The organism is Rheinheimera sp. ATLC3 (assembly GCF_059429535.1).
In genome coordinates this window covers 3447269-3459825 of record NZ_CM182103.1, presented here as the reverse complement: position 1 = coordinate 3459825, position 12557 = coordinate 3447269, and the positions used below count along the sequence as shown (strand labels likewise).

The following is a 12557-nucleotide window of genomic DNA, read 5'->3' as shown; positions in this document are numbered from 1 at the left end:
CACTTCAGCTGACAATCACTTTCTGTGTTGTACTGTTCAGGGCTTGCAACTTTGTGCAAAGCGTTCTACTCTAGCCGGATAGTGGTCAGACCTCTGATTGGGAGTAAAAAATGGAAATGTTAATTCTATGCGTGGTGCTTGTTGCCGCCATTGCGGCTCTGGCATATAACCGGGCCAGTCTTACCATGTTTACAGCAGCCATCGCCATTATCCTGGCTATTGGCACAGCGCTGGATGTGGTTTCTACCTTAGGCTGGGTTGTCTTTTTGTTAGTGGCTTTGCCACTGAATATTGCCAGCGTGCGTCAGCAATACCTGACGAAGCCGCTGCTGAAACTGTACCGCAAAATTATGCCGGAAATGTCCAGTACAGAAAAAGAAGCAATTGATGCCGGTACCACCTGGTGGGAGTCAGATCTGTTTCGTGGCAACCCTGACTGGCACAAGATGCATAACTTCCCGGTGCCGCGCTTAAGCGCTGAAGAGCAGGCATTCCTCGACGGTCCGGTAGAAGAGTTACTGGCCATGATGGATGACTGGCACACCACGCATGAGCGGGCAGATCTGGCACCTGAAGTTTATCAGTATCTGAAAGACAAAGGTTTCTTCGCCATGATCATCAAAAAGCAATACGGTGGTCTGGAGTTTTCTGCTTATGCCCAGTCTTGTGTGCTGCAAAAATTAACCAGTAAAAGCATGGTGTTATCAAGCATTGTCGGTGTACCTAACTCGTTAGGCCCGGGTGAGCTGTTGCAACATTATGGTACTGATGAACAGAAAAAACACTACTTACCGCGCCTGGCTAAAGGCCTGGAAGTCCCCTGTTTTGCGCTGACCAGCCCGGAAGCTGGCTCTGACGCTGGTGCTATTCCGGACACCGGCATCATTTGTAAAGGCGAATGGGAAGGCAAAGAGGTCATCGGTATGCGCCTGACCTGGAACAAACGTTATATTACGCTGGCGCCTATCGCGACTGTATTGGGTCTGGCATTTAAACTGTACGACCCGGAAAAACTGCTGGGTGACAAAGAAGAGCTGGGGATTACCTGTGCCCTTATTCCGGTAACCACACCGGGGGTCAAAATTGGCCGCCGTCACTTTCCGCTAAACGTCCCTTTCCAAAATGGTCCGACGCAGGGTGAAAATATCTTCGTACCGCTGGATTACATTATCGGTGGCGCCAAAATGGCTGGCCAGGGCTGGCGTATGCTGGTTGAATGTTTATCGGTAGGCCGTGCAATAACACTGCCTTCTAACAGTACCGGCGGTATTAAAGCCGTTGCTATGGCGACTGGTGCTTATGCCCGTATCCGCCGTCAGTTCAAGCTGCCTATCGGTAAAATGGAAGGCGTTGAAGAAGCGATGGCCCGTGTCGGCGGCTATGCCTATATGGCTGAAGCCTCAACCACGATGTCGGTTGGCGCTATCGACTTAGGTGAAAAACCGTCGGTTATCTCTGCCATTACCAAATACCATATGACTGAACGCATGCGTCAGGCCATTATTGATGCAATGGACGTGCACGGCGGTAAAGGCATTTGTATGGGGCCAAATAACTATCTGGCCAGAGGTTATCAGGGTGCACCGGTTGCAATTACTGTAGAAGGTGCCAATATTCTTACCCGCAACATGATTATTTATGGTCAGGGCGCTATCCGCTGCCATCCTTATGTACTGGCTGAACTCCAGGCAGCGCAGCTGGATGATGAAGCGGCAGCAGTCACTGCTTTTGATAAAGCACTGTTTGGTCATATTGGCTTTGCTATCAGTAACTTCTTCCGTACGTTCTGGTTATCGTTAAGCGGTGGCGTGTTCAGCACTGCACCTTACAGCGATGCCACAGCAAAATACTATAAACAGATGAACCGCTTCAGTGCCGCTTTAGCCCTGATGTCGGATGTGGCAATGGGCACCCTGGGGGGTGATTTAAAACGCCGCGAGCGGATCTCGGCCCGTCTGGGTGACATCTTAAGTATGCTGTACCTGACATCAGCAGTGTTAAAACGCTTTAATGATGAAGGCCGTAAAACAGAAGATCTGCCACTGGTGCAGTGGTGCTGTGAAGACAATCTGGCCAAAGCCCAGCTGGCTTTAGACGAATTGTTTGATAACTTCCCGAACCGTATCGTCGGTACAGTGTTAAAACGCGTGGTGTTCCCATGGGGCCGTACGCTGCGTAAAGCCTCTGATATTACCGAGCATAAAGTTGCCCGCATCATGCAAACACCAGGCGAAGCGCGCTCACGCCTTGGCCATCACTTATACCTGCAAAACGAGCCGCTGAATCAGCTGGGTAGAATGGAACAGGCGTTAAAAGACGTGCTGGCTGCCGAACCTGTGTTTGATAAAGTCAGCCATGCTGCCGGTAAACGCCTGCCATTTTATCGCCTGAATGAAGTGGCTGACTTAGGTTTAGAGCTGAAAGTTATCAGTGAAGCCGAAGCTAAGCTACTGCGTGATGCTGAGCAAGGCCGCTTGTTCGCGATTAATGTCGATGACTTTGAACCGGAATATCTGGCAGCAGATAAAACCCTGACCCAGCAAGGCGCCGGTGCGGTGGAGAAAGACAAAAAAGATAAAGCAGCCTGATCTCTCGCTGTTAACAAAACGCCGGCTATTAGCCGGCGTTTTTATTAGTGATAACAGTGTCAATGTTAATCGAAGTTTACCTGCAGCTCTGCTGAGCAGCTGCCGGTAGCCGGCTGACAAATTTTATAGGTAAATGACACCGCATCTGAGCGGAAGCTGTCATTAATTAAACCGGAACGGTTCAGAGGCTTAATTTGCTCATTGTCACGGTACAGCATTAAGCCACTGCCCTCACCTGACCAACGCAACTGCGTCAGCTTCATGCCAAAGCGGGCACTGACAGTGCGCTGCAATTGCAGACTGACATCCAGCTCAGGTACCGCCCCTGGCAAATCAAATGCGACTACCACAGGGTCGTGATCTGATGAGCGGTAAGCATCGGCAGCATAGTAATCAACCAGATGCTGCTCCGACTTGTTCTCAGTGTTGTAATCCAGCACTATCGGCTCGTCAGCATTAATGTTCCACTTGGTGGCATCGGCCAGATGCTGCAAGGCTACATCGTTCAGCAGTGCATGGTCGAGTGAGCCAGACATACCCGAGAACACATAACCGTGGCCGGGCTCTTTACCCAGCGCTTCAAACACATTGATGTAACCTGCTTGCGCCAGCGCCATGATCGGATCTTCCTTGGCGTAAGCGTTCAGATCGCCAATCACCAATGCTGGCACCTGTGCAAAATGCTCTGCCGCGAACACACCTATAGCCTGAGCTGCACGGGTACGCGCTATATTGCACTGGCCCTGGCCATCACCCTTATCGCCATCAGCACTGCCACAGCCTGAACCTTTCGATTTCAGGTGATTCACCATCACGGCAAACTCAGCATCGTTTTCCAGTAAGCGGAAACGCTGCGCCAGCATAGGCCGGTTACGGCTATCATCAAACAATGCGACACCTTGCTCATCCAGTGCTGAATTGGCTGAGTTCAGTATCAGCAGCTCTGCAGCAGGCGCCACCAGGTCGCTACGGTAAATTAGGCCAACCGCAATTTGATCGCTGCCAACCGGGCCACCGGCATTAATATACTGCCAGCTGTCATTGCCTGTAACCGTGCGCAAGCCGCTGACTAAATCAGCAATGGCAGAGGTACTGCCAAAACCATCGTTCTCTATTTCCATTAAGCCGATAACGCTGGCATCCAGCGCACTCATCGCCGCAAGAATTTTCGCCCGTTGCCGTTCAAACTCCAGCGCAGTATTTGCACCACGGGCTGTCGGGAACCCACCGCCAGCACCATCACCGTTAAAGTAGTTCAGCACGTTAAAGCTGGCGACTTTCACATTGCCTGCTGCGGCCAGTTCCGGGGCAGCCGTGCGCGGGTTGGTCTGGATAAAGGTTGGTGCTACGGTTGGCATTACGCGATATTCATTAAAGCTGTAATGTACGGTACCCGTCAGCCCCGTTACGGTATCGCCGCTGCGTACCGTATTAAATGCCGATAAACCGCCGGTTGGGTATGGCACTGTAGCCGGGTTCTGCGCCGTGCTGGCATCATCGACTAAAATTTTGTTCAGCGCATGCTGGGCGTCCAGCGCATTTGCTTCTGCGCCTGGCATCACTACCTGAGTGGGCGTATAACGGCGGCCGTTTGATAAGGTAAGCTCACCAAAGCGTCCCAGCGTATAAGTATCATTTACTGTCAGTGGCTGACTAAAGCGTACCAACATACCTTCTATCGCTTCAAGCTCGGTAAGAGAGGCTACCGGCAGACTCATCTCTACCGGCTCTGGCAACGCACTGCTACCACAATCCAGCGTGGCTGTAATATCCGCCAGCTGTGTCTGGGTGAAGTATTCACCCACTGTGCCTTGCAGGCGCACGCGCTGGCCAACATCTACCGTTAGCGCACTGTTATTGACATAAACAAACAAGCCTTCAGACGTTGCGATATCGCTGTCCTGCTCGGCACCGACTGCCTGCACGGTATAGCCTTTCAGGCCCGGCAGAGCTTGGGTAACCACGGCTTCTATCTGCACCACTTGCCCCACTAACGGGCTGGCACTGCCTGCACCCTGAATAGCTGAAATGGCAGTAGCTGGCTCACCACAATTTAATATCGGTTCAGGATCCGGATCCGGGTCGCCCGGGTTGCCACCTTCACCATTAAATAAGCCAAGGTCGTCAAAGCTGTTGGTGGCAAAAACATCCCACTGGACCGCTGGGTCAAACACATCGCCACTGTTAGTATCATAAGACACGGCTTTACGCCGCAAGGTGCGGTCTATTGTCGTCACATCACCGCTTGTCCAGGCTGAACCCGGATCAAAACCGACCTGGCCGAATGAATCGATAACCACATCATTTTTGGTCAGCACTATGGCATCATCACCATTCCACAGGCTTTGGCCTGACGTCTGATCGGCCAACGCAACCAACTCTGCCACGGCAGCACTGGAGGCATAGACAAAGGTGCTTTTTGCCGCTACGCTGCCTTGCAAATTAACAGTAGTACCAACATCCGTTTTGCCGTTGAAATACACTTTTATCGCATAGCCATCGAGCGAAATGACAGCATCGGTTGGGTTATACAGTTCCAGCGCTTTATTATTGCCTGAACCTTCCACGTATTCTGAAATAAACAGCTCGGCATTCACTGCCGGTGCCAGTAACATGGCGATAGTTGCTGATAGCGTCCTGAGTTTCATGTTTTCTCCCTGCTTTATTATTAAGGACAAGCGAATATAAAACGCTTTTATGGCAGAATCATTAACTTTAGATAAATAACCAGGTCTATTTTTTTACATAAAATCGTCAGCAAATTTTACTCACCTTCAGAGCAGCGGTTACTTAAGCCTGCCAGGACAAAATCAGCCGTACAGACATCTAAATTTTTAACTGCTACTTCCATCCGCGTAGCGGATCGGGTTTACTAAAGCCCGCCCTATTAACGGAGAAACCCCATGTTTAAAGTAAACCAGTATTTTGACGGCAAAGTTGCCTCTATCGCCTTTGCCGGTGAGCAACTACCCGCTACGGTAGGTGTAATGGCACCGGGCGAGTACGAATTTGGTACCAGCCAGCACGAAGTCATGACAGTGATTAGCGGCGCACTCACTGTACTGCTGCCCGGCAGCAATGGCTGGCAAACGTTTAGCCGTAACCAGCAGTTTGAAGTACCGGCCAACAGCAAGTTTCAGTTGCAGGTGGCAGTAGATACCGCGTACCTTTGCACCTACGCCTGATACAGCTATAAGGACAACGCAATGCGCGGTATGCGCTCTGCAGCAAAACAACCGGCCCCGACCAAGCGGCCGGAAGCCACTAACCTGAAACAAACGCTAACAATGCTCTGGCCCTATCTGTGGCAGTTTAAGTACCGCGTATTGCTGGCCCTGCTGGCGCTGATCGCCGCCAAGGCTGCGGTACTGCTGATGCCACTGGCGCTTAAATATATTGTTGATGCGCTTGATAGTGGCCAGCATACGTTGGTGCTGGTACCGGTAGCGCTGTTACTGCTGTACGGCGGTCTGCGCTTCGCCGGGGTGTTTTTTGGTGAAGTGCGCGATGCATTGTTTGGCCGTGTTACCGAGCACGCTATGCGCCAGCTCGGCCTTAAAGTGTTTCAGCACCTGCACAGTTTAGAGCTGGCGTTTCATCTGGACAGGCAAACCGGCGGCATCAGCCGCGATATTGAACGCGGCACCAACGGCTTAAGTTTTTTAATGCGCTTTCTGATGTTTAACATCGCACCAACGCTGTTTGAAATCCTGGCAGTGGCGGTGATTTTCGCTACCTTATTCTCGCCTTTTTACTCGGTAGTGACCGTATTGGCGGTGGCCTTATACATCTTTTTTACTGTGGTCATTACCGAGTGGCGCAATAAATATACCCGCGAGGCCAATCAGGCCGATAACACCACTAACAGCCGCGCTATCGACAGCCTGCTGAACTACGAAACGGTAAAATACTTTAACAATGAGCACTACGAAGCCCAAACCTACGACAACTTTTTAGCCAAATGGGAGCAGGCACGGTTAAAAAACCGTTTAAGCCTGCTGGCGCTAAACTCGGGCCAGGCTTTTATTATTGCCGCCGCCATTACCGCGCTAATGTGGCTGGCCGCTGATGAAGTGGTCAGCAAGCAACTGACATTGGGCGACTTGGTGATGGTTAACGCCTATATGATCCAGCTGTTTTTACCGCTTAACTTTTTAGGTTTTGTCTATCGGGAAATTCGCCGCGCCTTAACTGACTTGGAGAACATGCTGGGCTTATTAAAACGTAAGCCGCAAATAACTGACCAACCAGACGCCGCCGAGCTTCCGTTGCAAAAAGGCGAATTGCAGTTTGATGCGGTTAGCTTTGGTTACCAGAGCAGCCGCCCTATTTTGCGCCAGCTGAGTTTTCGTGTGGCCGCCGGCACTAAAGTGGCGGTCGTTGGTGCCAGTGGCGCCGGTAAAAGCACGCTGGCACGTTTGCTGTACCGCTTTTACGATGTCAGCGCCGGCAGCATCCGCATCGATGGTCAGGACATCAGCAGTGTTACGCTCGACAGCCTGCGCCGCGCTATTGCAATAGTGCCGCAGGATACGGTGCTGTTTAACAGCAGCATCCGTGACAATATCCGCTATGGCCGCCCCGATGCCAGCGATGAAGAAATTGACCATGCCATTGAGCTGGCGCATCTAACCGGCTTTATCGCCAGCCTGCCCAAGGGTGACGCGACCGAAGTGGGCGAACGTGGCTTAAAAGTGTCCGGCGGTGAAAAGCAGCGTATCGCTATTGCCCGCGCCATCTTAAAACGCTCGCCAATACTGGTGTTTGATGAAGCCACCTCTGCGCTGGATTCTGCTGCTGAACAGGCCATATTGCAGGCCATGCGCGAGGTGGCGCGTAATCATACCAGCCTGGTCATAGCGCACCGCTTATCCACTATTACCGATGCAGATAATATTATCGTGCTGAAAAACGGCGAGCTGGCCGAGCAAGGTACACATGACGAACTGCTTGCCGCCAACGCTGAATACGCCCGTATGTGGCAGTTACAGCAAAAACAGCAGCACTGAGCTGCTGTATACTGGTTTGCTTATAGCGCTGTGGCTATACTGGCAGCGCTTATTACAATAACGATACACCAGGGGATACCTATGACACCTTTTAAACTTTCGCTGACAGCAGCCTTAGTTGGCTCAGCGTTACTGCTGGCTGGCTGTGGCGACAAACCACAAACCACCGCCCCCGCTAAAGCAGAGCAACGCGCCTTAACCGAAGCCGATGCGGTCGCTTTTTTAGATGAAACGGCAACCAAGCTGGAGCAGCTGTATTTAGAATCTAACCGCGCCGAGTGGATTTATTCTAACTTTATTACCGAAGATACCGCGTCACTGGCGGCCGATGTTAACGAAAAGCTGACAGTAGAAATGGTAAACCTGGCCACGGCAGCGGCAAAATTCGACCAGGTAGCATTGTCGGATGACAACCGCCGTAAGCTGGATAAACTGAAACTGGCCCTGACCTTACCGGCACCGCAAGATGCGGCAAAAACCGCCGAGATGGCAAAAATCGTCGCCGAATTAGGCGGCCTGTATGGCAAAGGCAAATATTGCAAAGCCGATGGCAAATGTTTATCACTGGGCGATATGTCAGCCATTATGGCTAGCAGCCGCGATTACGACGAACAGCTGGAAATGTGGCAGGCCTGGCGCGAAATCAGCAAACCCATGCGCCCGCTGTATACGCGGTTAATTGAGCTGACCAACGAAGGCGCGAAAGAGCTGGGCTATGCTGACACCGGCGCGATGTGGCGCTCAAAATACGATATGCCGGCCGATGATTTTGCCAAAGAGCTGGACCGGGTTTGGGATCAGGTAAAACCACTGTATGAATCGCTGCACTGTCATGTACGTAGCAAGTTATCCGAACAATACGGCGCCGACAAAGTGCCGCTGGATAAACCGATCCCAGCGCATTTACTAGGTAATATGTGGGCACAAAGCTGGGGCAATATTTACGATATCGTTGCACCTAAAGATGCCGATCCGGGCTACGATGTGACCAAGCTGCTGGAGCAGCATAACTATGACGAAATTAAGATGGTTAAAGGCGCCGAAGGCTTCTTTACCTCGTTAGGTTTTGCCCCGCTGCCAGAAACCTTTTACCAGCGCTCGCTGTTCTTAAAACCGGCCGACCGTGATGTAGAATGCCACGCCTCCGCCTGGGATTTAGACGCCAAAGACGACTTGCGCATTAAAATGTGTATTCAGCGCACCGGCGAAGAGTTCTCGGTTATTCACCACGAGCTGGGGCATAACTTCTACCAGCGCGCTTACAAAGACCAGCCGGTATACTTCCAGGAAAGCGCCAACGACGGCTTCCACGAAGCGATTGGCGACACTATCGCGTTATCAGTGACACCGGGTTATTTAAAGCAGATCGGCCTGCTGGACACAGTACCGGATGAGAGCAAAGACATCGGCCTGCTGATGAAAATGGCGATGGATAAAATTGCTTTTGTGCCTTTTGGCCTGTTAGTAGACCAGTGGCGCTGGAAAGTATTTAACGGCGAAATTACGCCCGAGCACTACAACGAAGCCTGGTGGCAGCTGCGTGAAAAGTACCAGGGCGTAGCCGCGCCGGTAGCGCGCTCAGAAGCCGATTTTGATCCGGGCGCCAAGTACCATGTGCCAGGCAATGTGCCTTACACCCGTTACTTCTTAGCACATATTCTGCAGTTCCAGTTCCACAAGGCACTGTGTGATATCGCTGGTAACGAAGGTGCTGTGCACCGCTGTTCAATTTACAACAGCAAAGAAGCCGGCGCTAAGTTAAACCAGATGCTGGAAATGGGCTCAAGCCAGCCATGGCAGCAAGCGTTAGAAGTGGTCACCGGCAAGCCGGAGATGGACGCCACCGCGATTCTGGATTACTTCGCCCCGCTGCAAGCCTACCTGGACGAGCAGAACAAAGGCCAGCAATGCGGCTGGTAAGTTAGTCTCTTAAAGCAAAAAGCCCGCGCAAGCGGGCTTTTCTTAGTAAGTTAGTCCTCGAAGCTTAATTACGCTTTTCATCTGCTCGACACTATCATTTTCAGAGCACTTAACCTGCTATCAGTCTCCATCAAGATTTTGAAAATCTTGCAACGTTTTCTGCATAAAAAGTATCATTGTTCTTTGAGTATCTAGCGCAATGTCGTGGCGCTTCTCATTCAAGAGCTTATAAGCTGGGGTCTTAACTAGCTCAATGAGCTGTCTAAGCTCCTCCTCAGAGAATTGTCTTTTATAAACTTCGGCTTTGGATCTTCTATATTCCTCAGATTGAAGTGCTTTGACTAAAAATGCATGTATCTTATGTATTTTGGATTCATCTCCAGCTGCATGCATTTCAATTAACGGCATCATGCTGTCCACAAACGCTAATTTGTCTGAAGAACTACTCAAATCTTCGAAAACTAATGCCAATCTCAAATGCTCATCATCTGCCAGCAGCGCTGGCGGAAGCAACAATAGTAGAATAAAAAATAAGCGAATCATTCTGTAAACCCTCTGGTTCAGCCGACGCATCTGATCAAAACCAGATGTATCTTCGAACGCAACTAAGCTTCTTGTGCAAGTGGCTAATAAAGCTGTAATTTTTCATTTTTGTTTAATCCCGTAAATTCCCATAGGTAATTAGCCAAATTGTACAGCCCGACTAGACCTCTTTCTTCATAGTTAACACTAGGCGTCCAAAAGCAGGCTTTTGTATAGTTAATTCCTCTCTGACTTTCTAAACACCATGTAGAGCCATCCACTCCCATAACATCATCTAAAGTGTTATAAGACAAAGCTTTTTTATAGAGGGAAGTAACTTGGGCATATTCTTGTTCGAACAACTGAATTCTATATCGCGAAGCACGACTGGCTAATGGCTGGCTTTCATCTACCTTTACAAAATCAATTGTAGAGACAACTAAATACTTTTGAGATTCAGATTTACATAATTTGAACTCGGACGTTCCATGAAATGACGTGGCGATACTTAAAGAGAACAATTTTCCTGCGTAAGCGCCGTAACGACCACAATCTTCATCTAGCCAGTCTATTGCAAAAGCTGACTGGCTGAGCAAGCTCAAAACTACGAAAAAATATTTCACGTGAATTCTGCTCATCGAACGTCTCAATAATTTCACTTTAGAGGCATATCATTCTCTATCAGCTAAATTCCCGCAGCTGAATAACGTTGCCGTCTGAATCTGTGATATTGCACACGGTAAAAATTGGATTTGACCATTCACCATCAAATGCCTTACCACCAAGTTGCTGCGCTTTTTCCCTTGCCGCTGCCAGACTATCGACCGTCATAAACAGTTTCACCGCACTGAATTGCGCCGCTGGCATATCAAATGGCGGGGTGTGAATAACGATATTAAAACCATCTTTCACGAGACTGATTAGTTCGGGAGTTTCGCGGGCAACCCGCATGGCAAATAGGTCAATGTAAAACCTTGCCAAGGCTTTAATATCAGATGAATACACTATAGCGCCGTGCTTTGCTGGTCCGGTCATGATAAATCCTGATATTTAAAAGAGTACGGTATAGAGGTCCGCCACAAACACGAGCAGCGTGTTGCGAGTCGAGCGCCCAATAGGCAAGTTTTTTATGGTGCTTGTTATATGCCAATTTACCTAACAAGAGCCAGAACCTCGTCACCCTGAAAAACAACATTCAACTGATTACAGTCTTTCGTCGTCATTTGAACATCAACAAATGAATCTTCGTCTGCACTGTACATTTTTGCATCCCATGAAGATAAATTTGATGCTGGCTTTATGGCTTTTAAAACAACTAATCCAATTGCTTTATCATTGTTTTCATGGGAATAAACCAAAATCTCGGCTTTACTCAAGTCGACAATAAGTTTTGCAGGTTTAGCAGAGTGATTCCAAATACCCGAAATATCGCAACCAGCTTTCGAGTCAGCAGCAAAAATTGAGACCGCAAGTATAGGGCTTAAAACTAAGAGCTTTAACATGAGCTTCCTTTGCATATAACGCCCGCCTGTTGCGTTCAGGCCGCAATGTTATAGGCGTTTGCTGTGCCTAAACTACTAACCTTTTTAAAAACACGATTTTGTCTTCCGAACCACAAACACTTTCTTCTATACCAACTATTTCATAGCCATTTGATCTCAGCATATTAAGCATGCCAGGAAAGCGATTCATGGATTTAACCTTAATTTGCTTGTAACCTGAATTCAGAACCCATTTCTCTTGATAGTTAAGCAGCAGCGTCGCAACACCATGTTTTCTGTGCTCAGGAATGACGCCACCTAACCAACTATAAAATGTCTCTTCTGTTAATTGATAACCAACTTTATAGCCAACAAGGGCCCCTTCACGCTTTGCTACCAATATTAAGCTTACTGCTCCATCAAGCCTACTCTGTAATCGCTCAAGAGTAGTTGCTTGCTCAAACTCAGGTATCTGCTTACTTAGGGCTACAATATCCGCAGCACTGCCGATTTCTATTTTAATGCTCATAGCTCAATAAAAGGTACAACGCCCCAAGCAGGGGCAATAACACGTAGGCTAAATTACGGAACGAAGTGACGGGAGCCTACGTGTTAGTGTCCCGCTGACTTGGTTTGTTATACGCAATCTAAGCCATTAGCTTTTTGTGCCAGTAAGCCCTTTTGTTTTGCGTAAACCAGTTCTCATTTTCTGATGTTTCAAAGACACGCAACTGTTTCATATCTAATTTGAATCGTGAAAATATTGCTATTAGTTCTCTCAAGTCTTCTTCCGGAATAAATGTAGAGCAAACAGTTATTTCAAGACTGGTCCCAACCCCTTGTATTTTCGACACACATTCAATTGAATTAAGCCAATTAAAAAACGCGGCTTCATCGCCCTGTGAATAATACGGAACGCTTTCACAAATTAAATTTGGCACCGAATACTCCTTTGCGTATAACATTTTATTATTGTGCATGCTCGTTTTCTCATTTCCGATAGAGGAAACAACCACTTGCATAATACTGTAAAATAA

11 protein-coding genes are annotated in these 12557 nt (G+C 49.0%); 4 read left to right on the top strand and 7 right to left on the bottom strand.

Annotation, left to right across the window (positions count from 1 at the left end; all coding sequences use genetic code 11):
* Positions 1-110: 110 nt before the first annotated feature.
* Complete coding sequence (gene fadE / locus AC5SV9_RS16020; protein ID WP_475148478.1) at positions 111-2588, top strand: acyl-CoA dehydrogenase FadE; 2478 nt, start codon at positions 111-113, stop codon at positions 2586-2588.
* A 65-nt stretch (positions 2589-2653) separates the two neighbouring features.
* On the opposite strand, the gene AC5SV9_RS16015 is transcribed toward fadE, so the two are convergent.
* Complete coding sequence (locus tag AC5SV9_RS16015; RefSeq protein ID WP_475148475.1) at positions 2654-5236, bottom strand: ExeM/NucH family extracellular endonuclease; 2583 nt, start codon at positions 5234-5236, stop codon at positions 2654-2656.
* Positions 5237-5491: 255 nt separating this feature from the next.
* Here AC5SV9_RS16015 and ppnP point away from each other — a divergent pair, with 255 nt between their 5' ends.
* From ppnP to AC5SV9_RS16000, 3 genes are all read left to right on the top strand, one after another.
* A complete protein-coding gene (ppnP, locus tag AC5SV9_RS16010; protein ID WP_134056460.1) occupies positions 5492-5773 on the top strand; it encodes a pyrimidine/purine nucleoside phosphorylase in 282 nt (93 codons plus the stop codon).
* Positions 5774-5794: 21 nt separating this feature from the next.
* Positions 5795-7597: an ABCB family ABC transporter ATP-binding protein/permease gene (locus AC5SV9_RS16005; protein WP_475148474.1), complete on the top strand. Its 1803-nt coding sequence runs from the start codon at positions 5795-5797 to the stop codon at positions 7595-7597.
* Positions 7598-7678: 81 nt separating this feature from the next.
* Positions 7679-9517 carry a M2 family metallopeptidase gene (locus tag AC5SV9_RS16000; RefSeq protein WP_475148472.1) on the top strand — a complete coding sequence of 613 codons (1839 nt, stop codon included), beginning with the start codon at positions 7679-7681 and terminating at the stop codon, positions 9515-9517.
* A 120-nt stretch (positions 9518-9637) separates the two neighbouring features.
* On the opposite strand, the gene AC5SV9_RS15995 is transcribed toward AC5SV9_RS16000, so the two are convergent.
* From AC5SV9_RS15995 to AC5SV9_RS15970, 6 genes are all read right to left on the bottom strand, one after another.
* The gene (locus tag AC5SV9_RS15995; RefSeq protein ID WP_475148470.1) at positions 9638-10060 is read right to left on the bottom strand and encodes a DUF2059 domain-containing protein; all 423 of its coding nucleotides are present in this window, start codon (positions 10058-10060) and stop codon (positions 9638-9640) included.
* Between the two features lie 83 nt (positions 10061-10143).
* The gene (locus AC5SV9_RS15990) at positions 10144-10677 is read right to left on the bottom strand and encodes a hypothetical protein (RefSeq protein ID WP_475148469.1); all 534 of its coding nucleotides are present in this window, start codon (positions 10675-10677) and stop codon (positions 10144-10146) included.
* Positions 10678-10720: 43 nt separating this feature from the next.
* Positions 10721-11074, bottom strand: coding sequence for a VOC family protein (locus AC5SV9_RS15985; RefSeq protein ID WP_475148468.1), 354 nt, complete (start codon positions 11072-11074; stop codon positions 10721-10723).
* Positions 11075-11190: 116 nt separating this feature from the next.
* The gene (locus AC5SV9_RS15980; protein WP_475148466.1) at positions 11191-11541 is read right to left on the bottom strand and encodes a hypothetical protein; all 351 of its coding nucleotides are present in this window, start codon (positions 11539-11541) and stop codon (positions 11191-11193) included.
* Positions 11542-11608: 67 nt separating this feature from the next.
* On the bottom strand, positions 11609-12049 hold the full coding sequence (locus AC5SV9_RS15975; protein ID WP_475148464.1) for a GNAT family N-acetyltransferase: 441 nt from the start codon (positions 12047-12049) through the stop codon (positions 11609-11611).
* A gap of 118 nt (positions 12050-12167) precedes the next feature.
* Positions 12168-12461, bottom strand: coding sequence for a hypothetical protein (locus AC5SV9_RS15970; protein WP_475148462.1), 294 nt, complete (start codon positions 12459-12461; stop codon positions 12168-12170).
* Positions 12462-12557: the final 96 nt, after the last annotated feature.

What these genes read in the sequence shown, in the direction of transcription:
- fadE (WP_475148478.1), top strand. Translation starts at nt 111, where the DNA reads ATGGAAATGTTAATTCTATGCGTGGTGCTTGTTGCCGCCATTGCGGCT.
- AC5SV9_RS16015 (WP_475148475.1), bottom strand. Translation starts at nt 5,236, where the DNA reads ATGAAACTCAGGACGCTATCAGCAACTATCGCCATGTTACTGGCACCG.
- ppnP (WP_134056460.1), top strand. Translation starts at nt 5,492, where the DNA reads ATGTTTAAAGTAAACCAGTATTTTGACGGCAAAGTTGCCTCTATCGCC.
- AC5SV9_RS16005 (WP_475148474.1), top strand. Translation starts at nt 5,795, where the DNA reads ATGCGCGGTATGCGCTCTGCAGCAAAACAACCGGCCCCGACCAAGCGG.
- AC5SV9_RS16000 (WP_475148472.1), top strand. Translation starts at nt 7,679, where the DNA reads ATGACACCTTTTAAACTTTCGCTGACAGCAGCCTTAGTTGGCTCAGCG.
- AC5SV9_RS15995 (WP_475148470.1), bottom strand. Translation starts at nt 10,060, where the DNA reads ATGATTCGCTTATTTTTTATTCTACTATTGTTGCTTCCGCCAGCGCTG.
- AC5SV9_RS15990 (WP_475148469.1), bottom strand. Translation starts at nt 10,677, where the DNA reads ATGAGCAGAATTCACGTGAAATATTTTTTCGTAGTTTTGAGCTTGCTC.
- AC5SV9_RS15985 (WP_475148468.1), bottom strand. Translation starts at nt 11,074, where the DNA reads ATGACCGGACCAGCAAAGCACGGCGCTATAGTGTATTCATCTGATATT.
- AC5SV9_RS15980 (WP_475148466.1), bottom strand. Translation starts at nt 11,541, where the DNA reads ATGTTAAAGCTCTTAGTTTTAAGCCCTATACTTGCGGTCTCAATTTTT.
- AC5SV9_RS15975 (WP_475148464.1), bottom strand. Translation starts at nt 12,049, where the DNA reads ATGAGCATTAAAATAGAAATCGGCAGTGCTGCGGATATTGTAGCCCTA.